This is a genomic window from Burkholderia plantarii (assembly GCF_001411805.1).
GTDB lineage: Bacteria > Pseudomonadota > Gammaproteobacteria > Burkholderiales > Burkholderiaceae > Burkholderia > Burkholderia plantarii.
Map to the genome: position 1 here is coordinate 2,117,419 of NZ_CP007212.1, position 24,989 is coordinate 2,142,407.

Sequence of the window (24,989 nt, forward strand, 5' to 3'; positions counted from 1 at the left end):
GCGCAGGCGCCCGAAGGCAGGGAATTTACGTTTCATCATGACTTGTCTGATAGCGGCCGCACGCCGTCAATCGTTCGATGACACCTGCACTACAACCTGTCCGTTCCCCGACGAACGAGACATTGATGCAAGACAATGAACTCAAGATGAATTTCGTTTATGAGTGCGATCGCACGGATAGTACGCCGATCTCCGGAATTTGAAATGTCACGAATAAATTGCGTGGTAAATCCAGCCGGCCATTCCAATCGCTTATCAAAATTATCGAACCCGGACAACTGTCAAAAATTTCAGCTCGTGCAGGCTGGCGGCGGGCTTGACGGATTGATGGCGTGGGTTCCGGGTGGTCCGACGGGCGGGGTGAATTCACGGAAAAAATGACGTCATTTTTATTGAAGGAATATGACGAACCTGGAATTCATCGATGGCATGCCTTTTCCATGGAAGTGGTCATCGAATTGCGTGTTTTTAATCCACCGCCGATATGCCAGGTTTGCGCCCCATCCCGTCCCGCGCCGCCATCGTCAGGAATGCTTGCGATCGGCTCGCGCGCGACGCGCCAAGGAGCCAACGTCCCGCGGCCGGCCGATGCCCCCTGCCCCGACCGATCATTTCGAAGCCGTCGTCAACGACGCCGAACGCGGCCTCGACCAGGGCGAATTCCTCTTCATGGCACGGCCGAAAGCGCGGCTGCCCGTGCACCGTCGGTGCGGATTCGAATATCTGATCCGGTGGCGCCATCCGGAGGGCGCCGTGCCGCATCCCGCATATTTCATCAGCGTGGTGGAGGATTCCGGACTCGCCGGCCAGTTCACGGCGCCGCCGCGGCGGCTGGCGGACGCCTGCCGCGCCCGCGCGGTGGCGCCGCAAGGCATCGGGATCGAACTGACCTGCACGGTGGAGCCGGAGCGGCCGGACTGGCTGGGGGAGGCGATTCACGCCGCGCAGGCGGCGGGCGCGCGCGTGGCGCTCGACGATCTTGGCGCCGGCTTCAATTCCCTGACGCTGCAGCAGCTGCCGGCCGACATCGTGAAGTTCGACCGTTCGCTGCTCGTGCGCCTGCCGGCGAGCGCCGAGGCGGGGCCCGGCTCGCGAGGCTGGCCGCGATCGCGCGCGAGTGCGGCCAGCGCATCGTGCGGGCCGGCATCGAGAGCGCGGCGCGGCTTGCCTGGGCCTGCCGGCCCGGCGATCTCGACGGCCAGGGCTTCTTCATCGGCAAGCCGTGCGACGAGTCGCGCGCCGACGCCGTGATCGGGCAATACCGGCCGGCGGCGGGCGGTTGAAGGACGGGTAAAGCGGCTGGCAGTCGGCAGTCCCGCCAACCATCGGTGCGATCGAACGCAGGCCGCCCGCGTCACCCCACGGCCGGCCGTTCAACCCTCCGCTCAACCCGCCGAATACCCGCCGTCGATCGGCATCGACGCCGCCGTGATGAAGCTCGACGCGTCGGAGGCGAGGAACAGCACCGCCTCCTCGATCTCCGCGACCGACGCGAAGCGCCCGAGCGGATGCAGCGCCTTCAGCTGCGCGCCCACGTCGGTCTCGGCCAGCCAGCGCTCGGCCATCTCGGTCAGCACGAGGCCCGGGCACAGCGCGTTGATGCGGATGTGGCGCGGCGCGTATTCGAGCGCGGCGGCCTTGCTGAGCCCGATCAGGCCGTGCTTCGACGCGTGGTAGGGCGAGGCCCCGAACGCCGAGCCGACCAGCCCGTACACGGAGGCGATGTTGACGATCGCGCCGCCGCCCTGCTTCAGCAACTCGGGAATTTCATACTTCATCGACAGGAACGCGCCCTTCAGGTTGACGTCGAGCACCGTGTCCCAGGCGGCTTCGTCGGTCTCGGCGAGCGGCTTGCCGTAGGTTTCCGTGCCGGCGTTGTTGATCGCGATGTCGAGCTTGCCGAACGACTCGACGGTGGCCGCCACGGCGCGCGCGCAATCCTCGGCGCAGGCCACGTCGGTGCGCGTGAAGATCGCCTCGCCGCCCGCGGCGCGGATCAGCTCGACCACCTGCCGGCCCTCCTCCTCGCGCCGCGCGGCGATGCCCACTTTGGCGCCCTCGCGCGCGAAGCGCATCGCGACGCCCTTGCCGATGCCCGACGTGCCGCCCGTCACCAATGCCACCTTGCCATTCAGCTTCATGAGGATTCCTGTCGGTTGAAATGCCGGATCGTCCCGCGTGCGGCCAGGACCGATTGATTCAGACCGCGAGCGGCGGCGCGCGCCGGGCCGCCCCGGCCGCCGCCGGGGCCCGCGAGGTCGGTATCACCACGGCCTCGCCCTCCACCACCACGCGCCCGTCCACTTCGCATACCGTGGCGAGCACGGCGCGCTGCCGCCGCGGCTGCAACTCGCGGATCGTCACGATCGCGCTGAGCGTCTCGCCCGGCTTCACCGGCCGCCGGAAATGCAGGTTCTGCGACAGATAGATCGTGCCCGGCCCCGGCAGGCGCGACGCGAGCGCCGCCGAGATCACCGACGCCGACAGCATGCCGTGGACGATGCGTCCGCCGAAGCGCGTGCCGCGCGCGTAGTCGTCGTCGAGATGGACCGGATTGTGGTCGCCCGTGGCGGTGGCGAACAGCACGACGTCGTGCTCGGTCAGGGTCTTGACGAAGCGCTCGCTCATGCCGACCGCCAGGTCCTCGATGTCGTATCCGCCCGATTCGTTCATGCGCTTTCCTCCATGGCCAGCAAGACGTGAAATGGTGAAACAGGGTTGCGCGGTCAGGCGTCGGCCACGGCTTCGCCGCGATCGGCGTGGCTCTCGCCAAGGAACGCGGTGACGGCCCGCGCCGCCGCCTCGGCCACGATCGAGTCGTGATCCTCGTCGAACTCGCCGAAGCTGACCGCGCCGCGCGTCATGCCGTGCAGGTGCGCGATCGCCTGCGCGCCGTCGCGGCCGTTCGCGCCGCGCGTGGCGAGCGCGTAGACGATCGGGGCGTCGACCACGCGCGGCGCGTGGCCGCCGAGCGCGGCGGCGTTCGAGGTGACGACCGCCAGCAGCCGCGCGAACGCGTCGGCCGTCATCCTCGGCCGCAGCGCCGCCAGCCCGAGCTCGTGCTCGATCAGCTCGCGCAGTCGCGCGTCGTCGCGCAGCGCCTCGAGGCTCGGCGCCGCTGTCACGATCGCGTGCAGGCGGCCCACGAACGCGCCGCGCGGGAACGGGCTGTCGATGATCAGCAAGGGCGGCGCGTCATGCCCCTGCGCCTCCCACTGCGCCGCCATCTCGTGCGCGACGAGGCCGCCGAACGACCAGCCGCCGAGCCGGTCCGGCAGGCTGCCGAGCGCCGTGACGAGCGCGTCGCGATAGTCGTGCGCGAGGCCCGCCAGCGTGCGCGCCGCGAACGGCGGCGGCGCGTCGAGATCGGGGTGCCGCAGGCCGACGATGGTCGGGTCGCCGGGCCAGGCCGCGGCGAGCGCCTGATAGCAGAGCACGTCGCCGCCCACCGGATGCACCAGCGCGAGCGTGGCGCCGCGCCCTTCGCGCAGCGTCTCGACGAGCGGCGCGCCGGCACGTGCGTGGCGCGTGGCCGGCGCCACCGTGGCGACCTGCCCGTCTCGCGGCGCCGTGCCGAGGAACGCGGCGAGCGAGGCAATCGACGCGCCGCGCGCGAGCAGCGAGACCGGCACCGGCCGGCCGAAGCGCTGCTGCAGCCGCGTGCGCAGCTCGGTGAGCGCGAGCGAATCGAAGCCGCCGCGCGCGAGCGGCGTGATGTCGTCGAGCGAGCCCGGCACCGTGCGCACCGAGGCGGCAAGCTCGCGGATCACGGCGAGCGCGCCGGCCACGTTCGTCCCGTCGTGCCCGGCGGCCCCGGCCACCGCGCGGGCCGCGGTGGCGAGGCCGGCCGGTTCGGCCAGCGGCGCATGGCCGTTGCCGGCCTCGGCCGCCCGCATCGTCACGCGCGGCAGTTCCAGATGCACGCGCTCGAACGGATAGCCCGGCAGCTCGGCCGGCGCCGGCGGCTGCCGGTAGAGCGCGGCCCAGCTGGACAGCTGCCCGACGCAATAGAGCCGCGCGCAGGCATGCGCGAAGCCGGCCGGCTCGGTGTGTTCGTCGCCGTCCGGGCCGTCGGCGAGCGAGCTGATCGAGCGATCCCAGCGCTGGGTGGCCGCGCGCGCGAGGTTCGACAGCGCGCTGCCCGGCCCCACCTCGAGATGCACGCAGTCCTCGCCGGCCAGTTGCTCGAGCGCCTCGGCGAAGCGCACCGGCTGCTCGACCAGATCGAGCCAGTGCTCGACGCACGCGATCTCCGCGCCGGCGGCCCGGCCCGTCAGCGTCGAGATCAGGCGGATGCGCGGCGGCGCGAAGCGCAGCGGCGCCAGCGCGCGCGCGAAGTGCTCGCGCAGCGGTGCGAGCAGCGGCGAATGCCCGGGCGTGTCGTAGGTGCCGAGCGCCGAGACGCGACGCCCCTTGCCCGCCACCACCGCCTGCGCCGCCGCGATCGCCTCGGTGGTGCCGCTCAGCACCGTCTGCCCGGGGCCGTTGATGCCGGCCACGAACAGCACCGTGCCGAATTCGAACCAGGCGTGCAGTTCGTCCACGCTGGCCGCCACCGCGAGCATCGCGCCGCGCGGCGTCTCGGTGTCGAACAGGCGCCCGCGCGCCTCGACCGCCTTCAGGCCGTCCTCCACCGACATCACGCCGGCGATCACGGCGGCCACGTGCTCGCCGAGCGAATGGCCGATCACCACGTCGGGCGTGCAGCCCAGCTCGATCCAGGCCTGCGCGAGCGAATGAAGAAACACGAAGTGCGCGAGCTGGCCGACGCGGTGGCGCACCGCCGCCGGCCGCTCGCCGTGCAGCGCGCCCAGCACCTCGCGCGCGAGCGCCGGATCGAGCAGCGCGAGCGCGCGATCGACGTGGCGATGGAAAAACGGATTGTCGCGATAGAGCCCGCCGCCGACGCCGGGCTTCCAGGCGCCCTGGCCCGGGAACAGGAACACCAGCTTGCCGCGCTGCCCCGGGCCTGCTTCGGCCTCGCCCGCATGCCAGCGTCCGCTCGGATCGTCGGCGATGAAATCGTCGAGCGCCTGCACGAAGTCGCGCCGCGTGGTGCCGACCAGCGCGACGCGCGTGGCCCAATGCTCGCGCCGCACGCTGGCCGTGTAGCAGGCGTCGCGCAAGGCGGTGCCCGGATTCGCGAGCTGCTCGCGCAGCGCCAGCGCGAGCCGGCGGCAGCCGTCACGCGAGCGCGCCGACAGCGGCAGCACGCGTTCGCGCGCCGGCAGCGGCGGCGCCTCGACCCGCGGCGCGCGCGCGAGCACCAGGTGCACGTTGGTGCCGCTGATGCCGAAGCTGCTCACGCCGACATGCGCGTCGGCGGCCAGCGCCACGCGCTCGCGCGGCACCTCCAGCCGGCTGCCGTCCCAGCGAAAGCGCGGGTTCGGCTCGGCGAAGTTCGCCTGGGCCGGCACCTCGCCATGGCGCAGCACCAGCAGCGCCTTGATCAGCCCGGCGATGCCGGCCGCCGATTCCAGATGCCCGAGCTGCGCCTTCACCGAGCCCACCAGGAGCGGCTTCGCGCGCGGCACCTGATGGGTGTAGACGTTGCGCAGCGCGCCAAGCTCGATCGGATCGCCCAGCGGCGTGCCGGTGCCGTGCGCCTCGACATAGGCCACCGCCTCGGCGCCGACGCCGGCCCGTTCGAGCGCGCGGCGGATCACGCGCTCCTGCGCGGCGCCGTTCGGCGCGGTCAGGCCGTTGCTCGCGCCGTCGCTGTTGATCGCGGAGCCGGCCAGCACCGCGTCGATGCGGTCGCGCTCGCGCAGCGCGTCGGCCAGCCGCTTCATCACGACCATGCCGCCGCCCTCGCCGCGCATGTAGCCGTCGGCCGCCGCGTCGAACGGCCGGCAGGCCTCCGAGCGCGACATCGCCTGCAGCCGCGCCATCGCGATGGTTTCCTCGGGGCCGAGGATCAGGTTGATGCCGCCCGCCAGCGCGATGTCGCAATCGCCGCTCGCGAGACTCTGCGCGGCCAGATGCACGGCCGCCAGCGACGACGAGCAGGCGGTATCGACGAACACGGCCGGGCCATGCACGCCGAGGCAATAGGCGATGCGCCCGGCCAGCACCGCCTTGTTGGTGCCGAGCCGCGCGTAGGTGGTGATGCGGTGCGGGTCGCCCGACCAGACGCTGCGCCGTCCGTAGTCCACCTCGCCGCTACCGGCGAACACGCCGAGATTGCGCCCGCGCACCGTGGACGGCACGATCCCGGCATGCTCCAGCGCGTGCCAGCTCAGCTCCAGCATCCAGCGCTGCTGCGGGTCCATCGCCAGCGCCTCGGCGCGCGAGATGCCGAAGAACGCCGGATCGAACTCGAACACGCCGTCCACGTAGCCGGCGCGGCGCGCATAGGTGGTGCCGGACGCGCCGGGGTCCGCGTCGAAATACGGCTCGATGTCGAAGCGCTCGGCCGGCGTGTCGCGCAGCGCCGTGCGCCCCGCCTGCAGCAGCGCCCAGTAGGCGGCGTGCGAACCGGCCTCGCCCGGAAACCGGAAGGCCGAACCGATGATGGCGATGCGCGAGTCGGGCGGCGTCTGCATATGCTCCTCGAGTCAGATGGATGAAGGGCGGGCGGGCGCCGGCGGGGTCAGCGCGCGATCGGCGACGGATTCGACGGCAGGTTCGGCGGCGCGATGCGGCGGCCGTCGTCGTGGTGCCGCGCGTTGACGAGCACGGCCATGTTGCCGGGCGCGTGCTCGTTGCGGCGCATCTTCTGGTGCGCCTCGGGCAGCTGGTCCCAGCCGAACACCTCGGACAGGCACGGGTCGATCCGCCCCGCCATCACCAGCCGGTTCGCTTCCGCGGCCTGCTTCAGGTTCGCGAAGTGGCTGCCCTGGATCCGCTTCTGGCGCATCCAGACGTAGCGCGCGTCGCAGGTCAGGTCGTAGCCGCTCGTCGCCGCGCAGAACACCACCATGCCGCCGCGCTTGACCACGAAGCACGACACCGGAAACGTGTTGCGCCCCGGATGCTCGAACACCATGTCGACGTCGCGCTTCTCGCCGGCGGCCTGCCAGATCGCCTTGCCGAACGCGCGCACGCCGTCCATGTAGGCGGCATGGCCGGGCGCCGTCGTCGCGGGCGGCACGCCCCAGCAGTCGAACTTCGCGCGGTTGATCACGCCGGCCGCGCCGAGCCGCTGCACGAAGGCCGCCTTGGCGTCGTCGGAGATCACGGCGATCGGCTTCGCGCCGACCAGCGCCGCGAGCTGGATCGCCATCGTGCCGAGCCCGCCCGCGGCGCCCCAGATCAGCACCGACTGGCCCGGGCCGAGCGCGTGCGGCCGATGGCCGAACAGCATCCGGTAGGCGGTGGCGAGCGTGAGCGTGTAGCAGGCGCTGGCGGCCCAGCTCAGGTGCTGCGGGCGCGGCAGCAGCTGGGTGGCCTGCACGCGCGAGAACTGCGCGAACGAGCCGTGCGAGGTCTCGTAGCCCCAGATGCGCTGCGTGGCCGAGAGCATCGGGTCGCCGCCGTTGCATTCCTCGTCGTCGCCGTCCACCTGCGAGCAGTGCGCGATCACCTCGTCGCCCACCTTCCAGCGCCGCACGTTGCGGCCCACCTTCCAGACGATGCCGGAGGCATCGGAGCCGGCGACGTGGTACGGCTGCGAGTGCAGGTCGAGCACCGAGAACGGCTCGCCGAGCGCGGCCCACACGCCGTTGTAGTTGACCCCGGCGGCCATCACCAGCATCAGCACGTCGTCGTCGCCGATCTCGGGCACCGCCACGACTTCATGCGTGAACGCCTGCTGCGGCTCGCCGTGCCGCTCGCGGCGGATCGTCCACGCATGCATGCGCCGCGGCACGACGCCGAACGGGATCGTCGCGCCCACGTCGAATACGTCCGGCACCTGGGCGGGCGCGGCGATCACCTCGTCTATCACCTGATCAGTCATGGGTTCTCCTGGGAGGCACGGTACAGGGGCCGCCGCCGGCATCGGCCGCGGGCACTCGTGATGCGGATGGCGGCCAGCATAAGTCGCATCGACCGGGGGCAAAGTGAACATTTGTCACGTTTTCCGGGGCCGGCGCGCCGTTCAGAAAAGTTCAGATTGCGTGGCTTGCCGCCATGCCAACATGACGGGCATCGAGGCGGGCGGCGACCGCTCGCGGCACGGGCGGCACGGGCGGATCGACGTGGCCCGCCCGACCGATCGATGAGGATTCCGGATCGATCATGCCGTGACGAACGCCGCCCGTGCGGCGCCCGTGCGGCGCCCGCTTCACCCGTATCCGAGCTTCCCGATGTTTCCGACGTTCCGACGTTCCGACGTTCCGACGTTCCGACGTTCCGACGTTCCGACGTCAGCCGGCCATGCAACCCGATACCTGGAGAGTTCCCGTGTCGATCGATCCCCTGTCCGACCACGACCGCAGCTTTTTCGACCTGCTCGAACAGCGCGCCGCGCTCCACCCCGAGCGCATCGCCTACATCGCCGTGGGCGCCGACGGCGCCGAGACCGAGCGGCTCGGCTACGGCGAGCTGCACCGCCGCGTGGAAGCCTATGCGGGCGCGCTCACCGCGCACGGCGTGGGCGGCGAGCGCGCGCTGATGCTGTTCGAGCCGGGGCTCGCGTTCGTCGTGACCTTCCTCGGCTGCCTGCGCGCCGGCGTGGTGGCGATCCCGGCCAACATCGCGAAGCCGGGCCGCACCAGCTGGGACCGGCTGGTGGCGATCGTGCGCGACTCGGGCGCCACCTGCATCCTGACCGAGCAGGCCTCCACCACCAAGCTGGCCGGCTGGTTCGCCACCAATCCGGAGCTGTCGGCGCTCGACATCCTTTGCCTCGAGGATGCGCCCGCGCGTGCCGCCGTCGCGCGCACGCGGCCGCACGCGGACACGCCCGCGTTCCTGCAGTACACCTCGGGCTCGACCGGCAACCCGAAGGGCACCGTGATCAGCTTCGGCAACCTCGCCGCGAACGCCGCCATCACCGGGCCGGCCACCGGCATCGATCACGACGCGCGCGTGGTGACCTGGCTGCCGCCATATCACGACCTCGGCCTGATCGGCAACATCCTGCAGACGTTGTGGGCCGGCGCCGAATGCGTGCTGATGCCGCCCGTCTCGTTCGTGCAGAACCCGGCGCGCTGGCTCGAGACCATCGACCGCTATCGCGCCACCGTCAGCATGGCGCCGAACTTCGCCTACGAACTCTGCGTGCGCCGGATCCCGGAGGCGCGCCGCCGCGACTTCGATCTGTCGAGCTGGCGCGTGGCGTTCAACGCGGCCGAGCCGATCCGCGCCAGCGCCATCGCGCGGTTCCGCGACGCCTATCGCGACAGCGGTTTTCGCGCCGCCAGCATGCAGACCGCCTACGGCCTCGCCGAGGCCACGCTGGTGGTGTCGGCCGGCGATCCGCAGGCCGAACCGGTGACGCTGTCGGTCGATTCGCAGGCGCTCGACCAGGGGCGCATCGCCTACACCGAACAGGCCGGGCGGCAGCGCGAGATCGTCAGCTCGGGCCGCGTACGCGCGCCGCAGCGCGTGCGCGTCGTCGATCCCGAGACCGGCGTGCCGTGCGCGGCCGACACGGTCGGCGAGATCTGGGTGGGCGGCCCGTGCGTCGCGCACGGCTACTGGGCACGCGAGGACGAAACGCAGCGCGGCTTCCGCGCCACCACCCGCGACGGCGACGGCCCGTTCCTGCGCACTGGCGACCTCGGCGTGATCCTCGACGGCGAGCTGTACGTGACCGGCCGCATCAAGGAAGTGATCATCGTGCGCGGCCGCAAGATCTATCCGCAGGACATCGAGGCGACGGTGCAGCGCGCCCACGACGCGCTGCGGCCGGCCGGTGGCGCCGCGTTCGCGGTCGAGGGCGGCGACGGAGAAGCATTGGTGGTGGTGCAGGAAGTCGAGCGATCGATGCTGGCCACGGTCGATCGCGAGGCGCTCATATCGCTGATCTCGGAGGCGGTGTTCCGCGAGCACGATCTCGCGGTGGCAGAGGTGGTGCTCGTCAAGCCCGAGGTGGTGCCGAAGACCTCGAGCGGCAAGATCCAACGCGTGCTGTGCCGGCAGTTGCATGCGCGCGGCGAACTCGAGCGGATCGTGCAGGGGCGCTCGTCGCGCGCGAATCCGCTCGGCACGAGTGAAGCCGCCGTACCGGCGGCGGCCGCCACGCACCGGCCCGACGCGTCCGTCGAACCGGTCGCCGCCGCGCCGCTCACGGCCGGGGCGATCGTCGCGCTCGCCACGGCCTGGCTCGTCGGGGAGGGGCTGAAGGCGCCCACCCATGCGCGGCAGACCTTCGCGGAACTCGGCTGCGATTCGGTGCGCGCCGTCGAACTCGCGCTGCATCTGGAGACGCGGCTCGGCATGCCCGTCGACCAGACCGTGGTCTACGAACACCCGACGCTCGCCGCGCTGGCCGACGCGCTGCACCGCCAGCTGGCGGGCGCCGCCGCCCAGCCCGCCGCCGCCGAGGCCGTGACCGGCGACGCCGAGCTGCCGGGCTGGTAACGCCGCGCCCCGCTCCCCCGGAACCCAATCCAGCCTCCCATTCATCAAGGATTCGACATGTTGCGCACGCTGATTCACGGTCATGCCAAGGGCGTCCACGCCGAACTGACCGCCCTGCTGAGCCAGCCGGCCTTCCAGCCGCATCACGACGACGCCGACCGCGTCGCCCAGCATCGCCGCACCTACGCGCGGCTCGCCGCGATCAACGACTGGGCCGGCTCGGGCTCGGCCCTGCTGGTCGATCGCGATCGCTTCTTCAGCATGCTGGCGTTCGCGGCCACCATCGATCCGGCGCTGTTCAGCGCGGCGCAATCGCACTACGGCGTCTGCCTCAGCTCGGTGATGATGCTCGGCCGCCCCTCGCCGGCGCTCGACACGCTGATCGGCGAACTCGACCGGCTCGATTCGGCCGCCACCATCCTGATCACCGAGGTCGGCGTGGCGTGCAGCCATATGAGCGTGGAAACGCACGCCGACTACGATCCGCAGGCCGACGAGTTCGTGCTCACCACGCCGCACGCGGGCGCCTGCAAGTTCATGGGCAACATCGCGCTGGACGGCGTGGCGAAGACGGCGATCGTCTACGCGCGGCTGCGCGCGGGCGGCCGGCAGCACGGGCTGTTTCCGTTCGTGGTGCCGGTGCGCGACCGCGAGCGGGTGCATGACGGCATCCATATCCGCGCGCTGCCCGGCCCGACCTCGCTCGATCTCGACTACAGCATCGCCTCGTTCGACCGCGTGCGGGTGCCGCGCGCGCACTGGCTGCAGGACAGCGCCACGCTCGATCGCGACGGCAACGTCAGCGATCCGCTCGCGGGCTCGGACCAGCGCCTGGTGCGCTCGCTCGCGATCAGCACCAACGCCTCGACGGCCACCTCGGTGGCCGCCGCCGCCGCCGCGCGCGCCTGCGTCTGGACCGCGCTGCGTTATGCCTCGCATCGCAAGACCAGCGCGCGGCTCGGCACCGGCCGCACGCTGCTGGCGTTGCGCAACCAGCAGGGGCTGCTATTCACGGCGCTGGCCGAGGCCTACGTCGTCAGCGGCTTCGCGCGGCGGCTGGTGGAACAGCAGGGCACGCAGCGCAAGATGAACGACATCGCCACGGTGCCGTGGGCGGCCGTGAACCGGCTGGCCGCGCTGACCAAGGCGGTGGCCGTGTCGGGCGCGGCCGAGGTGATGCGCCGCTGCCGCAACGCGAGCGGCAGCCACGGCTGCCTCGGCGTCAATCGCTACCACGCCTACGAGGATCTGACCGATGCCTACACCTGGGCCGGCGGCGACAACCAGCTGATCCTGATCGAGATCGGGCGCCAGCTCGCCTCGGCGCCGTGCGAGCTGCCCGACGAACCGAGCCCGCCCGGGGCGCTCGACAGCGCCGACGCGATCCGCCGCCTCGCGCGCTTCGAGGAGCGCCGCCAGCATGCGCGCGCCACCGCGGGCCTCACGCCGGCCCAGCTCGGCGACGCGGATTTCTCGGCGACCTGGGAGCCGCGCCTGCCCGCCCTGCTCGATCTGGCGCGCACGCACGGCGCGCGCCTCGCGCTCGAGGCGATGCTCGACCATCCGGCCGACGGCGCCGATCGCGACGCGCTGCTCGCGCTCGCGGCAATCCATGCGCTCGAGCACTTTGGCGGCGCGCTGGATTACGTGACGCGCGACCGGATCGCGTTCACGGCCTACGACGCGGTGCTGGCGCAGCTCGACCGGCTGCTCGACGCGTTCGAATTGAACACGGAGATGGTGGCGGCGCCGATCGCGCAGGACGATTACGTGCGTGCCTATGTGGGGGATCTGCCGGTGGGTGGTTGAGGAACGGGTCGGGCGACGGGAGGCCCGCGCGCCCGCGCCCGCCGTTCGCCGCGCCGGCACCGGCGTTCGTGCGGCGGCAAGCGCCGGTTTCACCGGTCATGTCGGGCGCGGCGCGGAGCGATGGCAAGGCCGGCCCGGCGTGGACCGAGCGGTCTCCATCGGCTTGATGCCGGGCGGGTCCGACGAGGTTGGACGGCATGGATCGAGCGGACGCGTCGAACGTTTTGCACCCATGTACCGGCGCCCGCGGCGCGCCTCGTGCCGCTCCTGCATCGAGGCGCGCGGTGCCGTCGCCCTGCCGCGCCCTGTTCGTTTTCGCTCGGCCGTCGAGACGAAACAGCGGCTTTGCCGACGCCCCGCGCGCGGCCTCGGTAGCCGTCACGCCGTCCGCGCCGCACGACGCCGCCATGCCGCCATGCCGCGAACCCCGAGACCTCGCTCATGTACCGATCATGCGAAAACCCCACGTCCCGCCTGCGTTGCCATCGCGATGGCCGCCTGCTGTTTGCGCTCGACGAACACGGCGTGCTCGCGGTGAAAACAGCCGACGAGCGGTATGATCTCTGGCGCCTGAACCGGATGTGACGGCGTGAGGGCGTTCCACGTGACGGCAGCGCGTCGTCCGGCGCACGCCCTGCCGTCGGCTACTCGAAAGGAACCCCGTGCCGGACCGAAAACCCGTTGCAGGCGCCGGCGCGAACGCCGCCGGTGCCCTGCCCACCGCCGTACCGCCCGCGATGTCCGCCTCGTCGCGGCGGGCCATGTTCGCGATCCTGATGGCGGTGGGCCTGTCGATCCTCGACACCGCGCTGGCCAACGTCGCGCTGCCCGTGATCGCGGCCGACCTGCATACCTCGCCGGCCGCCTCGGTCTGGATCGTCAACGCGTACCAGCTCGCGATGGTGGCCACGCTGATGCCGTTCGCGGCGCTCGGCGCGATCGTCGGCCACCGGCGCGTCTACCTGCTGGGCCTCGCCACCTTCGTGCTCGCCTCGCTGGCCTGTGCGCTGTCCGATTCGCTCGCCACGCTCACGGCCGCGCGCGTGCTGCAGGGCCTGGGCGGCAGCGCGGTGATGAGCGTCAACACCGCGCTGATCCGCATCATCTACCCGCCCAACCGGCTCGGGCGCGGCATGGGGATCAACACGCTGATCGTGGGCGTGGCCTACGCGGTCGGCCCCACGGTGGCCTCGCTGATCCTGTCGGTGGCGTCGTGGCCGTGGCTGTTCGCGATCAACGTGCCGCTCGGCGGGCTCGCGCTGCTGGTGGCGTGGCCGGCGCTGCCCGACTCGATCCGCACCGGCCACCGCTTCGATCCGCTCGCGGCCGGCCTCAACGTGGTCACGTTCGCGGCGCTGATCTACGCGCTGGGCGAGGCCACGCAGCGCGGCCCGGCCGCCTGGACGGTCGCCACCGCGCTCGTCGCGCTGCTGGCGGGCTGGCTGCTGGTGCGCCGCGAGGCCGGGCATCCGGCGCCGATGCTGCCCGTCGATCTGTTCCGCAACCGCTCGTTCGCGCTGGCCGCCACGGTATCCTCGTCGGCCTACGCGGCGCAGGGGCTCGCGTTCGTGTCGCTGCCGTTCTATCTGGAGACCGTGCAGCACCTGAGCCAGGTGCAGACGGGCTTCATCCTCACGCCGTGGCCGGTGTTCGTGGCGCTGGCCGCGCCGATCGCCGGACGCCTGTCGGACCGCTATCAGCCCGGCATGCTGAGCGGCCTCGGGCTCGCGGCGCTGGCGCTCGGGCTGGCCTCGTCGGCGCTGCTGCCGGCCAACCCGGGCGCGTTCGACATCGGCATCCGCATGGCGCTGTGCGGCGCGGGCTTCGGCTTCTTCCAGTCGCCGAACCTGAAATCGATGATCTCGAGCGCGCCGCCCGAACGCAGCGGCGGCGCCAGCGCGATCATCGCCACCTCGCGGCTGATCGGCCAGGCCACGGGCGCGGCGCTGGTGGCGCTCTGCTTCGGCCTGTTCTCGCATCACGGCTCGACCGTCGCGCTGACGCTCGGCGCGATCTTCGCGGCGCTCGCCTCGCTGCTCAGCTGGCTGCGGCTGGCCGTCCGAGTCCGCGCGGCCGGGTGAGCCGGTGGGCGCGCCGCCGCATCAGGCGGCGCCGCTCAGGAATCGGCGCCGAGGCGCGCGCCGATCGTGCGCGGGTTGGCGGCCGCCACCAGGTCGCCCATGCCGCGCGCGAGCGAATGCGCGCGGCCGAGGCGCTGCCCGGCCACGATCGCCGGCAGCGCGACCGCTTTACTGCCAGGCCTCGGCGCCGGGGCTTTCCGGCTCGCGGCGGCACCCTGCCCCGCCTCGGCCTTCGTGGACGTTTCCGGCGCGCGAAGCCGGCCGCGCCAACGCGCCACCAACGACAAGGCCGACCGGGTACCCGGCCAACACCACCGGACCACCACGATCGGCCGCTCCCGTCACGCCACGCTTTCACACACCGACCGGCCCCGCCGGCCCACGCTCACACCGCCCGCTTGCTGCGCCGGAACTGGTCGAACAGCACCGCCAGCAGCAGGATGCCGCCGCGGATCAGGTACTGGTAGAAGGTCGGCACGTTCACGAGGCTCATGGCGTCCTGCACGGCGCCCATGATCAGCACGCCCACCAGCACGCCGGCGATGGTGGCCACGCCGCCCGTCAGCGACACGCCGCCGAGCACGCAGGCGGAGATCACGCCGAGTTCGAGCCCGACCGAGGTCTTCGGGTCGCCGAGGCTCATGCGCGAGGCCAGCATCACGCCGGCGAAGCCGGTCACGAGCCCCTGCAGCACGAACACGACGATCTTGATGCGCGTGACCGACAGCCCCGCGAGCAGCGCCGCCTCGCTGTTGCCGCCCACCGCCAGCACGTTCTTGCCGAACACGGTCTTCTTGAGCAGGAAGCCGAACACCACGAAGCCGACGATGTTGCTCCAGATCGGGAACGAGATGCCGAGGAACGAGCCGCTGCCGAGATCGAAGAAGCGCTCCTCGGAGATCATCACCGCGTCGCCGTTCGAGGTCAGGAAGGCGAGCCCGCGCACCGCCTCCATCATGGCCAGCGTGGCGATCAGCGAGTTGATGCGGAACCGCGCGATCAGCACGCCGTTCACGAGGCCCACGGCGCCGCCCGCGAGCACCCCGGCCGCCACGCCGAGCATGACGCTGTGCGAGGCGGTGATCACGGTGGAGGCCACCACGCCCGAGAACGCGACGATCGAGGCCACCGACAGGTCCACCTCGCCCAGCGCGAGCACGAACATCATGGTCACGGCGATCGAGCCGATCAGCGTGACCGACAGCAGCAGGCCCTGGATGTTGCGGGTCGTGAGGAAGTCGGGCACGGTTGCCGAGAGCACGGCGAACAGCACCACGAACACCACCACGATGCCCGACTTGTTGATCATCTCCCACGCACGCGCACGCGAGGGCGTGATCGGCGCGGCGGCTTCGTTGGCGGTGGGCGTACCCTTTGGCTGCATGGCTTGGTTCATGTCCGGTCCATCGTTTCGAAACGGCGCGCCGCGAACGTCGCAGGCGCGCCGCAGTGGTTGGCTCAGCGCGGCAGCGCGAGCTTGATCAGTTCGTCGGGCGAGGCCTCGGCCTTCGGCACGCTGCCGACGATGCGCCCCTCGCGCATCACCACGATGCGGTCGGCCACGCCGATCACCTCGGCGAGATCGCTCGACACCATCACCACCGCGCGTCCGGCCTCGGCCAGGTCGTACAGCAGGTGGTAGATCTCGGCGCGCGCGCCCACGTCGATGCCGCGCGTGGGCTCGTCCATCAGGAACACCTCGATGCGCTCGGCCAGCCAGCGCGACAGGATCACCTTCTGCTGGTTGCCGCCGGAGAGCGTGCCGATCGCGGTATCGCCGTTGCGCGTCTTGATCGCGAGCTTGCGGATGTACTCCTGCGCGAGTTCGCGCTCGCGCTTCTCGTCGAGCAGGAAACGCGCGGGGCTGAAATGGCGCCGCGCGCTGATGTTGAGGTTGTCGGCCACCGACGCGATCGCGACGATGCCCTCCTGCTTGCGGTCCTCGGGGCACAGCGCGATGCCGGCGCGCACCGCGTCGCGCGGGCTCGCGAAGTTCATGCGCCGCCCGCCCAGTTCGACGTGCCCGGCGCTCGCGCGCACCGCGCCGTAGATCAGCTTCATCAGCTCGGAGCGCCCCGCGCCCACCAGCCCGAAGAAGCCGACGATCTCGCCGCGCCGCGCCGTGAACGACACCGGCTCGGCGAGGCCCGGCCCCATCAGCCCCTTCGCCTCGAGCAGCACCTCGCCCGCCGCGCGCGCCCGGTAGCCGTACACGTCGGCGATCGAGCGCCCCACCATCGCCGCGATCAGGCGGTTGCGGTCGAGGTCGGCCACCGACTCGAAGGTCTCGATGCGGCGGCCGTCGCGGAACACGGTGACGCGGTCGCACAGCGCATCGACCTCGTCCATGCGGTGCGTGACGTAGATGATCGCGCGCCCGTCGGCGCGCAGCGCGTCGATGATGCGGAACAGGTTCTTGGTCTCGCGCGCCGACAGCGAGCTGGTGGGCTCGTCGAACGCGATCACGCGCGCGTCGCGCATCAGCGCCTTGCCGATCTCGATCATCTGGCGCTGGCCGATCGAGAGATCCTTGACCGGCGTGCGCGGATCGATGCGCTCGCCGAGCCGTTCCAGTTCGTCGGTGGCGCGCTTGACGAGCGCGCGCTCGTCGAGCACGCCGAGGCGGTTCGGCAGCTGCCCGAGCATCAGGTTTTCCGCCACCGTCAGCTCGGGCACGAGATGCAGCTCCTGGTAGATGATCGCGATGCCGGCATCGATCGCCGCGCGCGTGGTGGCGAAGCGGCGCTCCACGCCGGCCAGCCGCAGCGTGCCTTCCTGCGGCTGGTTCAGGCCCGACAGCACCTTCAGCAGCGTCGATTTGCCGGCGCCGTTCTCGCCCATCAGGCCATGCACCTCGCCCGCGCGCACCGCGAGCGAGACCTGGTCGAGCGCGCGCACGCCCGGAAAGCTGACGGTGATGCCGTCGAGTTCCAGGTAGGCGCGCGCGGCGTCGCCGCCTGCCGGCGCCACGCCCGCATCCATCATGAGTTGATCGGTCATTGCATCCCGCCCTGTCGGTCGCCTGGTTGCGTCATCCTCAGATCCCGAGCTCGGCGCGCACCGCCTTCCAGTTCTCGCGCGTCATCAGCTTGCCGGTGGTCTGCGTGTCGGCCGGCGGCTGCTTGCCGGTGCGGATCCAGTCGATCAGGTTCTGCGCGCTGTCCTTGCCGTGGTTGGTCGAGCTGACGGCGATCGTGCCGTAGAAGCCGGTCGGTTGCGTCTTCTGGAACTCGGCGAACGCCTCGCCGGCACCGTTGATGCCCACCCCGATCACGTCGGCGCTCGGCACGTGCAGCTGCTCGGTGGCGCGCACGGCGCCCAGCACCGATTCCTCGTTCAGCGCGAAGATCACCCACTTGTGGATGTTCGGATGCTGCGCGAGCACCGGCGAGGCCGCGTTGAAGCCGCCTTCGTCGTCGGTGGTCTTCTGCGGCGCGTCGAAGATGTTTTGCTTGAGGAAGCCGCCGGCCAGCAGCGACTGGGTCGCGCCATCGGTGCGCAGCTTGGCGGTGGGCAGCTCGTAGTCGGTGATGCGCAGCGCGCCGACTTCCTCGGGCTTCCAGCCGCGCTTCTTGATCTCGTCGCTGATCGCCTGGCCGACCTGGTTGCCGATCTTGAACGCCGACATGCCCAGGTGCGGCACGTTCGGCAGCGGCTTGCCGGACGAATCGACGAGCTGGTCGTCCACCGTCACGAATTTCATGTTGTACTGCTTGGCGCGGCGCTCGATGGCCGGCCCGAGGCGCACGTCGGGCGCGCAGATCACGAAGCCCTTGGCGCCTTGCGCGCCGAGGTTGTCGATCGCGGCCAGCACCTTCTCGCCGTCGGGCGTGCCAATGTTGACGACCGAGAAGTTCTCCTTCTGGCCGAGCGCGGTGGCCGCCTTCTGCTCGTTGATGAACCAGGCCTGCTCGGGCATCTTGACCAGGAAGCCGATCTTCACGGGGGCGTCGGCGCTGGCCGTGGCGGCGAAGCCGAGCGGCGCGGCGCACAGGGCCGCGAGCAGGACGCGCAGGGTCAGACGGCGGGTGTTGCGAATCATGTTTCTGTCTCCTCGGTTATGGTGATGGTCGGGTCGCGGCCGTTCAGTGACCGAACGGCTCGACCTCGACGTGCTTGCCCAACATGAATGCGTCGGCCACGAGCCGCAGCGGGCTCACGTCGACGTCGTCGGTGCCATGGCCGATCAGCCAGTGGAACCGCTCGTAGAGCGACGCGTATTCGCGCTCGGCATCGAGCGTGATCGCCTCGCCCGCGATCGTCAGGCGTTTGCCGCCCTCGGCGATCGACAGCCGCCCGTCGGCGGTGTCGACGTCGATCTCCCATTGCTCGACCGGGCCGTGGCGCCAGTCGAATTCGGCGTGCACCGGCGCGCCGGCCGCGTCCACGCAGTCGAGTTCGGCCGCGATCGGCGTCGCGCAGTCGGCCGGCACGTGCAGCGTGGCAGCGCGCAGCAGCACCGGGTTCGGCAGGATCCGCGTGACGATCGACAGCGCGTTGATGCCCGGATCGAACACGCCGAGGCCGCCCGCTTCCCAGATCCATTGCTGGCCGGGATGCCAGCGCCGCACGTCTTCCTTCCAGCGCACCCGCACCTCGCGCACCTCGCGCTCGGCGAGCCATGCGCGCGCCGGCTCCACCGCGCCCGCATGGCGCGAGTGCCAGGTGGCGAACAGCGTGCGGTGGTGCTGGCGCGCCAGCGCGCGCAGCGCCTCGACCTCGCTCACGCCCGCGCCGGGCGGCTTTTCGAGCATCACGTGCTTGCCGGCCAGCAGCGCGGCGCGCGCCTGCTCGTAGCGGACCTGCGGCGGGGTGCAGAGCGAGACGGCGTCGAGGCCCGGCTCGGCGGCCAGCAGCGCCGCGATGTCGGGATAGTTGCGCACCGCATCGACCTGCGCGTTGCGGCTCGCGGCGGCCACGAGTTCGAAGCCGGGGTTGGCGGCGATGGCGGGCAGATGCTGATCGCGCGCGATCTTGCCGACGCCGGCGATGCCGAGGGTATAGGTGGTCGTATTGATGGTCATGGTCCTGTGGATGTCACTTGCCCCAGCGCAGCACGAGCGGGTCGAGCCGGCGCGCGATCGCGATCAGCTCGGCGCGCGTGTCCGGATGCATGGCCGGCAGCGGGTGGCGCGGCAGCTCGCAGTCGATCACGCCGCCCTCCTTCATCAGCGCCTTGCAGGCCAGCAGGCCGGCCTGGCGGTTCTCGTGGTTGATCAGCGGCAGCCATTGCTGGTACAGCGCGTAGGCGTCGTCGGCGCGGCCCTCGCGGTGCGCCTCGAGGATCGGGCGGATGCCGTCCGGATAGCCGCCGCCCGTCATCGCGCCGGTCGCGCCGGCGTTCAGGTCGGCCAGCAGCGTGATCGCCTCCTCGCCGTCCCACGGCCCCTCCACGGCGTCGCCGGCCAGCCGGATCAGTTCGCGCAGCTTGTTGGCCGCGCCCGGCGTCTCGATCTTGAAGTAGGCCACCTGCTCGACCTCGCGCGCCAGCTTCGCGAGGAACGGCGCGGACAGTACCGTGCCGCTCGCCGGCGCGTCCTGGATCATGATCGGGATCTCGATCGCGTCCGACACGCGCGCGTAGAACTCGTGGATCGCCGGCTCCGGCACGCGGAAGGTCGCGCCGTGATACGGCGGCATGATCATCACCATCGCCGCGCCCTGCTCCTGCGCGCGCCGGCTGCGCGCCGCGCAGATGCCGGTGCCGTAGTGGGTGGTGGTGACGATCACCGGCACGCGGCCGGCCACGTGCTCGAGCACGGTGCGCGTGATCAGCTCGCGCTCGTCGTCGGCGAGCGAGAACTGCTCGGAGAAGTTCGCGAGGATGCAGAGGCCGTCCGAGCCCGCGTCGATCATGAAATCGACGGCGCGCTTCTGGCTCGCCAGATCCAGCTCGCCGGTCTCGGTGAAGGTGGTGGGCACGACGGGGAAAACGCCGCGATAACGGGGGGAACGACTCGTATTCATGGTGTCCTTCGGTCCTGCTTCGATAAACGGATCATGCGGGCGGCGTCACGGCTGGTCACGATGGGTCACGACTGGCGCGCGAGCGTGCCGTCCCGTTCGTCGCGCGGCCGGGCCAGCGCGGCGCGCACGACGAACGTCATCAGCACCGCGAACAACAGCGTCGCCGCGAGAAAATAGAGGCCCGCCGCGAGGCTGCCGGTGGCGTCCTTGATCACGCCGACGCCGTAGGGGCCGAAATAGCCGCCCAGGTTCGCCAGCGAGTTGATCGTCGCGATCCCCACGGCCGCGCTCGGCCCGCTCAGGAATTCGCCGGGCAGCGCCCACACCACGGTCTGGATCGAGTAGAGCGAGAACGCGGTCAGGCTCAGCAGCAGCAACTGCAGCGCCGGCGCGTGAACCCACGCGCTCGCGGCCAGCGTCAGGCCGCCCGCGGTGGTCACCACCACGATGTGGCCGTAGCGCTCGCGGCGGCGATCCGAGTGGCGCGGCACGATCAGCAGGCCCGCCACCGCGAACAGGTACGGAATGGCCGACAGCCAGCCCGCCGTCGCATCGCCCACGCCGAAGCCCTTGATGATGGTGGGCAGCCACAGCGACAGCCCGTAGATGCTGATCGGGAACGGCAGGTACAGCGCGGCCAGCAGCAGCACGCGGCGGTCCTTCAGCGCGCCCAGCGCGTTGCGGTGCGGGTCGAGCGCGTGGCTGCGCTGGTCGGCGGCCAGTTCGCGCTCGATCCAGCGGCGCTCGTGATCGGCGAGCCAGCGCGCCTGGGCCGGCGACTCCGGCAGCACGCGCAGCGTCGGCACGCTGAGCAGCACCGCCGGCAGCCCGGTGGCGATGAACAGCAGCTGCCAGTTGGCGAGGCCGAACAGGCCGTGCGTCTCCAGCAGCGCGCCGGCCAGCGGCCCCGTGACGATCCCGGCGACCGGCTGCGCGAGCACCAGCAGCCCGATCACGCCGGCGCGATGGCGCATCGGAAACCATTGCGTGAGGAAATAGAGGATGCCGGGGAACAGGCCCGCCTCGGCCGCGCCGAGCAGGAAGCGCAGCGCGTAGAAGCTGTGCGGGCCGCTGACCCAGGCCATCGCCATGGTGATCAAGCCCCACGTGAACAGGATCCGCGCGAACCAGACGCGCGCGCCGTAGCGCGACAGCGCCAGGTTGCTCGGCACCTCGCAGAGGAAGTAGCCGACGAAGAACAGCCCCGCGCCGAGCCCGTAGGCGGCGTCGCTCAAGCCCACGGCCGCGTTCATGTGCAGCTTCGCGAAGCCCACCACGGTGCGGTCGACGTAGGCGACCACGTAGATCAGCGCGAGGAACGGCACCAGCCGCCGCGAGATGTGGCCGACGATCTGCCGCTCCTGCGCGCTATCGGTGGCGCCGGCGCGCCCGTCCTGCGAATTCGTCATCGTGTCTCCTTGAACCTTGTCGGCGATCCGCGTCGCGCGCGGCGCGTGCGTTGCGCGTCGGACACCGTTGGCGGCGGCGCCCGCTCCGGCGATCGGCGGCACTTGCCGACCGGTCCCGTCGCGCGGCGCGCGGCCGGTGCCGGGCGGCCGCCGTCAGGCATCCCGACAGCGGCATCGGCCGCGGCACGCGCCGTCAGTGCGAGTGGCGCGGCACCTCCGCGCCGCGCATGCCGACCAGGAAGTCGAGGTCGCAACCTTCGTCGGCCTGCAGCACGTGGTCGACGTAGAGCCGGGCGTAACCGCCGCGGCCCGCCTGCTCGGCCACGCCCGGCGCGGCGGCCGGATCGATGTCGCCGAGGCGTCGCGCCAGTTCCTCGTCGCTGATGTCCAGATGCAGCCGTCCCGCCTCGCAATCGAGTTCGATCCAGTCGCCGTCGCGCACCGCCGCGAGCGGGCCGCCCGCCGCCGCTTCCGGCGCGACGTGCAGCACCACCGTGCCGTAGGCCGTGCCGCTCATGCGCGCATCCGAGATCCGCACCATGTCCTTCACGCCCTGGCGCAGCAGCTTCGGCGGCAGGCCCATGTTGCCCACCTCGGCCATGCCGGGATAGCCGCGCGGGCCGCAGTTCTTCATCACCAGGATCGAATCCTTGTCGACGTCCAGCGACTCGTCGCCGATGGTCGCCTTGTAGTGGTCGAAGTTCTCGAACACCACCGCGCGGCCGCGATGCTTGAGCAGCTCCGGCGTGGCGGCCGACGGCTTCAGCACCGCGCCGCGCGGCGCGAGGTTGCCGCGCAGGATGCAGATGCCGCCATCGGCGATCAGCGGCCGGTCGAGCGGACGGATCACTTCCTCGTCGTAGTTCGGCGCCTCGCGCACGTTGTCCCAGATCGATTTGCCGTTCACCGTCAGCGCGTCCGGATGCGGCAGCAGCTGCGCCTCGCCGAGCCGGCGCAGCACCGCCGGCAGGCCGCCCGCGTAGTAGAACTCTTCCATCAGGAAGCGGCCCGACGGCTGCAGGTCCACCAGCGTCGGCGTACCGCGGCCGATGCGCATCCAGTCCTCCAGCTCCAGCGGCACGCCGATGCGGCCCGCGATCGCCTTCAGGTGGATCACCGCGTTGGTCGAGCCGCCGATCGCCGCGTTGGTGCGGATCGCGTTTTCGAACGCGGCGCGCGTGAGGATCTTCGAGAGCCTCAGGTCTTCCAGCGCCATCTGCACGATGCGGCTGCCCGACAGATGCGCGAGCACGTAGCGGCGCGCGTCCACGGCCGGAATCGCCGCGTTGTGCGGCAGCGTCACGCCGAGCGATTCGGCCATGCAGGCCATCGTCGAGGCCGTGCCCATGGTGTTGCAGGTGCCGGCCGAGCGCGACATGCCCGCTTCGGCCGACAGGAAATGATGCAGGTCGATCTCGCCGGCCTTCAGCGATTCGTGCAGGCGCCAGACCGCCGTGCCCGAGCCGATGTCCTTGCCCTCGAGCTTGCCGTTCAGCATCGGGCCGCCGCTCACCACGATCGCCGGCACGTCGCAGCTGGCCGCGCCCATCAGCAGCGCCGGCGTGGTCTTGTCGCAACCGGCCAGCAGCACCACCGCGTCCACCGGGTTGCCGCGGATCGCCTCTTCCACGTCCATGCTCGCCAGGTTGCGCGTGAGCATCGCGGTCGGGCGCAGGTTCGATTCGCCGTTCGAGAACACCGGGAACTCGACCGGGAAGCCGCCCGCCTCGTACACGCCGCGCTTGACGTGCTCGGCGAGCTTGCGGAAATGGGTGTTGCAGGGCGTCAGCTCCGACCACGTATTGCAGATGCCGATGATCGGCCTGCCGTCGAATTCATGATCGGGAATACCCTGATTCTTCATCCAGCTTCGATACATGAAGCCGTTCTTGTCCGTGGTGCCGAACCATTGTTGGGACCGCAGCTTCGGTTTGCTTGCCGACATCGTTCGCCTTGGGGTGGCCAGATTTGCGTGCAGTCTATTAACAAAGTTGATAACGTACTAATGAAAAGTTGGACGTCTCACATATCGATCTCCGTATCGGTGCAAACACCTAATTCCATGCTCGATTCGAATCCCTGGTACATCCGCACGCGCCTGAAGACACGGCAGTTGCTGCTCGTGGTGGCGCTCGCCGAGGAAGGCAACATCCACCGCGCGGCGGCGGCGCTGAGCATGACGCAGCCGGCCGCCTCGAAACTGTTGCGCGAACTGGAGGAGATGCTCGGGACCGTGTTGTTCGAACGCATGCCGCGCGGCGTGAAGCCGACGCTGTACGGCGACGCGCTGATCCGCCATGCGCGCGCCGCGCTCGGCAGCCTGGAACAGGCGCAGGAGGAACTGAGCGCGCTGAAGGCGGGACGCCTCGGGCACGTGGCGGTGGGCGCGATCACCTCGCCCGGCGTGCGGCTGCTGCCGTCCGCGGTGGCGGCCGTGAAGCGGCAGCACACCGACATCCGCATTTCGGTGGAGATCGACACCAGCAACGTACTGCTCGAGCGATTGGCCCAAGACAAACTCGACATCGTGATCGGCCGGCTCTCGCCCGAGCACGACAAACGCCAGTTGCGCTACGAGACGCTGGCCGGCGAGCTGGTACGCGCCGTGGTGCGGCGCGGACATCCGCTGTTGACCGGCGCGCCGAGTGCGCTGGAGGAACTGCGCCGCCACGCCTGGATCGTGCCGCCGGCCGGCAGCGTGCTGCGGCATCGCTTCGAGCTGATGTTCCAGCGCGCGAGCCTTGCGCCGCCCTCGAACGTGGTCGAGACGGCGGCCCTGCTGTTCATCACGCGCGTCCTGGAAAAGAGCGACATGATCGCGGTGCTGGCCAAGGACGTGGCGGATTACTACGCCGGGCACGGCATGGTGGAGATTCTGCCGCTGCCGATGGAGTGCTGGATGGATGATTTCGGGCTCATCACGCCGGCCGAGAAGCTGCTTTCGCCGGCCGCCGCGTTGATGATCGAGGCGTTGCGCAGTGCCGGGCGGGAAACCTACTCGCTGAATGCGGGCGCGTGACGTACAGGGTGGGCCGGCGCGTTTGATGCGGCGCCTTTGCCTCATCCGACAGGCCGCAGCAGGAAAAGCCGCGCCAGGACCTCCGCCGGCGCTTTGGGCAGCGCTGCCCGTCACCGACCCGCAGCGGTGGTTCGACGAGCGCGCCGCAATGGCCGGCAAGGGGCATGAATGGTCTGCCCGGGTTATCGCCGGCCGCGACGCTGGACAGGCTTGGCGTTAGCTGGCACGATGCAG

17 protein-coding genes are annotated in these 24,989 nt (G+C 70.9%); 6 read left to right on the forward strand and 11 right to left on the reverse strand.

Annotation, left to right across the window (positions count from 1 at the left end):
- Nucleotides 1–402: 402 nt before the first annotated feature.
- Nucleotides 403–1,251, forward strand: coding sequence for an EAL domain-containing protein (locus tag bpln_RS09065; RefSeq protein WP_244132070.1), 849 nt, complete (start codon nucleotides 403–405; stop codon nucleotides 1,249–1,251).
- 134 nt (nucleotides 1,252–1,385) lie between these two features.
- Here the strand turns inward: bpln_RS09065 and bpln_RS09070 are convergent, their stop codons facing one another.
- From bpln_RS09070 to ccrA, 4 genes are read right to left on the reverse strand one after another with little or no spacing between them, the layout of a single operon-like run.
- The gene (locus bpln_RS09070) at nucleotides 1,386–2,141 is read right to left on the reverse strand and encodes a glucose 1-dehydrogenase (protein WP_042624956.1); all 756 of its coding nucleotides are present in this window, start codon (nucleotides 2,139–2,141) and stop codon (nucleotides 1,386–1,388) included.
- Nucleotides 2,142–2,199: 58 nt separating this feature from the next.
- The gene (locus tag bpln_RS09075; RefSeq protein WP_055138631.1) at nucleotides 2,200–2,673 is read right to left on the reverse strand and encodes a MaoC family dehydratase; all 474 of its coding nucleotides are present in this window, start codon (nucleotides 2,671–2,673) and stop codon (nucleotides 2,200–2,202) included.
- A 53-nt stretch (nucleotides 2,674–2,726) separates the two neighbouring features.
- Nucleotides 2,727–6,545: a type I polyketide synthase gene (locus bpln_RS09080; protein ID WP_055138632.1), complete on the reverse strand. Its 3,819-nt coding sequence runs from the start codon at nucleotides 6,543–6,545 to the stop codon at nucleotides 2,727–2,729.
- Nucleotides 6,546–6,592: 47 nt separating this feature from the next.
- Complete coding sequence (ccrA, locus tag bpln_RS09085) at nucleotides 6,593–7,900, reverse strand: crotonyl-CoA carboxylase/reductase (protein ID WP_042624959.1); 1,308 nt, start codon at nucleotides 7,898–7,900, stop codon at nucleotides 6,593–6,595.
- Between the two features lie 446 nt (nucleotides 7,901–8,346).
- Between ccrA and bpln_RS09090 the strand changes: the two genes are divergently transcribed.
- The 4 genes from bpln_RS09090 to bpln_RS09100 all read left to right on the forward strand — a co-directional run bounded on the left by bpln_RS09090 (nucleotide 8,347) and on the right by bpln_RS09100 (nucleotide 14,360).
- A complete protein-coding gene (locus tag bpln_RS09090; protein ID WP_055138633.1) occupies nucleotides 8,347–10,470 on the forward strand; it encodes an AMP-binding protein in 2,124 nt (707 codons plus the stop codon).
- 57 nt (nucleotides 10,471–10,527) lie between these two features.
- Nucleotides 10,528–12,279, forward strand: a complete 1,752-nt coding sequence (locus tag bpln_RS09095) for an acyl-CoA dehydrogenase family protein (RefSeq protein ID WP_055138634.1) — start codon at nucleotides 10,528–10,530, stop codon at nucleotides 12,277–12,279.
- 441 nt (nucleotides 12,280–12,720) lie between these two features.
- On the forward strand, nucleotides 12,721–12,864 hold the full coding sequence (locus bpln_RS37305) for a hypothetical protein (RefSeq protein ID WP_209444919.1): 144 nt from the start codon (nucleotides 12,721–12,723) through the stop codon (nucleotides 12,862–12,864).
- 152 nt (nucleotides 12,865–13,016) lie between these two features.
- Nucleotides 13,017–14,360: an MFS transporter gene (locus bpln_RS09100; RefSeq protein ID WP_042624961.1), complete on the forward strand. Its 1,344-nt coding sequence runs from the start codon at nucleotides 13,017–13,019 to the stop codon at nucleotides 14,358–14,360.
- Nucleotides 14,361–14,745: 385 nt separating this feature from the next.
- Here bpln_RS09100 and araH read toward each other — a convergent pair whose 3' ends face one another.
- The 7 genes from araH to bpln_RS09140 form a co-directional block, all read right to left on the reverse strand.
- Nucleotides 14,746–15,756, reverse strand: coding sequence for an L-arabinose ABC transporter permease AraH (araH, locus tag bpln_RS09110; protein WP_042624962.1), 1,011 nt, complete (start codon nucleotides 15,754–15,756; stop codon nucleotides 14,746–14,748).
- Nucleotides 15,757–15,818: 62 nt separating this feature from the next.
- Nucleotides 15,819–17,360, reverse strand: a complete 1,542-nt coding sequence (gene araG / locus bpln_RS09115; protein WP_055138636.1) for an L-arabinose ABC transporter ATP-binding protein AraG — start codon at nucleotides 17,358–17,360, stop codon at nucleotides 15,819–15,821.
- 37 nt (nucleotides 17,361–17,397) lie between these two features.
- Nucleotides 17,398–18,402 (reverse strand): arabinose ABC transporter substrate-binding protein, encoded by a 1,005-nt coding sequence (locus bpln_RS09120; RefSeq protein ID WP_042624964.1) that lies wholly within the window; start codon nucleotides 18,400–18,402, stop codon nucleotides 17,398–17,400.
- A 43-nt stretch (nucleotides 18,403–18,445) separates the two neighbouring features.
- Nucleotides 18,446–19,384 (reverse strand): Gfo/Idh/MocA family protein, encoded by a 939-nt coding sequence (locus bpln_RS09125; protein ID WP_055138637.1) that lies wholly within the window; start codon nucleotides 19,382–19,384, stop codon nucleotides 18,446–18,448.
- A gap of 13 nt (nucleotides 19,385–19,397) precedes the next feature.
- Nucleotides 19,398–20,327 carry a dihydrodipicolinate synthase family protein gene (locus tag bpln_RS09130; protein WP_042624966.1) on the reverse strand — a complete coding sequence of 310 codons (930 nt, stop codon included), beginning with the start codon at nucleotides 20,325–20,327 and terminating at the stop codon, nucleotides 19,398–19,400.
- A 65-nt stretch (nucleotides 20,328–20,392) separates the two neighbouring features.
- The gene (locus bpln_RS09135) at nucleotides 20,393–21,736 is read right to left on the reverse strand and encodes an MFS transporter (protein ID WP_055138638.1); all 1,344 of its coding nucleotides are present in this window, start codon (nucleotides 21,734–21,736) and stop codon (nucleotides 20,393–20,395) included.
- Between the two features lie 193 nt (nucleotides 21,737–21,929).
- Complete coding sequence (locus bpln_RS09140) at nucleotides 21,930–23,681, reverse strand: IlvD/Edd family dehydratase (RefSeq protein WP_055138639.1); 1,752 nt, start codon at nucleotides 23,679–23,681, stop codon at nucleotides 21,930–21,932.
- Between the two features lie 117 nt (nucleotides 23,682–23,798).
- Here bpln_RS09140 and bpln_RS09145 point away from each other — a divergent pair, with 117 nt between their 5' ends.
- Complete coding sequence (locus bpln_RS09145) at nucleotides 23,799–24,755, forward strand: LysR family transcriptional regulator (RefSeq protein ID WP_042624969.1); 957 nt, start codon at nucleotides 23,799–23,801, stop codon at nucleotides 24,753–24,755.
- The last annotated feature ends 234 nt before the right edge of the window (nucleotides 24,756–24,989 follow it).

Coding starts and splice junctions, on each gene's coding strand:
- bpln_RS09140 (WP_055138639.1), bottom strand. CDS start 23,681: ATGTCGGCAAGCAAACCGAAGCTGCGGTCCCAACAATGGTTCGGCACC.
- bpln_RS09125 (WP_055138637.1), bottom strand. CDS start 19,384: ATGACCATCAATACGACCACCTATACCCTCGGCATCGCCGGCGTCGGC.
- bpln_RS09135 (WP_055138638.1), bottom strand. CDS start 21,736: ATGACGAATTCGCAGGACGGGCGCGCCGGCGCCACCGATAGCGCGCAG.
- bpln_RS09145 (WP_042624969.1), top strand. CDS start 23,799: ATGCTCGATTCGAATCCCTGGTACATCCGCACGCGCCTGAAGACACGG.
- bpln_RS09070 (WP_042624956.1), bottom strand. CDS start 2,141: ATGAAGCTGAATGGCAAGGTGGCATTGGTGACGGGCGGCACGTCGGGC.
- bpln_RS09120 (WP_042624964.1), bottom strand. CDS start 18,402: ATGATTCGCAACACCCGCCGTCTGACCCTGCGCGTCCTGCTCGCGGCC.
- ccrA (WP_042624959.1), bottom strand. CDS start 7,900: ATGACTGATCAGGTGATAGACGAGGTGATCGCCGCGCCCGCCCAGGTG.
- bpln_RS09065 (WP_244132070.1), top strand. CDS start 403: ATGACGAACCTGGAATTCATCGATGGCATGCCTTTTCCATGGAAGTGG.
- araG (WP_055138636.1), bottom strand. CDS start 17,360: ATGACCGATCAACTCATGATGGATGCGGGCGTGGCGCCGGCAGGCGGC.
- bpln_RS37305 (WP_209444919.1), top strand. CDS start 12,721: ATGTACCGATCATGCGAAAACCCCACGTCCCGCCTGCGTTGCCATCGC.
- bpln_RS09080 (WP_055138632.1), bottom strand. CDS start 6,545: ATGCAGACGCCGCCCGACTCGCGCATCGCCATCATCGGTTCGGCCTTC.
- bpln_RS09100 (WP_042624961.1), top strand. CDS start 13,017: ATGTCCGCCTCGTCGCGGCGGGCCATGTTCGCGATCCTGATGGCGGTG.
- bpln_RS09095 (WP_055138634.1), top strand. CDS start 10,528: ATGTTGCGCACGCTGATTCACGGTCATGCCAAGGGCGTCCACGCCGAA.
- araH (WP_042624962.1), bottom strand. CDS start 15,756: ATGAACCAAGCCATGCAGCCAAAGGGTACGCCCACCGCCAACGAAGCC.
- bpln_RS09075 (WP_055138631.1), bottom strand. CDS start 2,673: ATGAACGAATCGGGCGGATACGACATCGAGGACCTGGCGGTCGGCATG.
- bpln_RS09130 (WP_042624966.1), bottom strand. CDS start 20,327: ATGAATACGAGTCGTTCCCCCCGTTATCGCGGCGTTTTCCCCGTCGTG.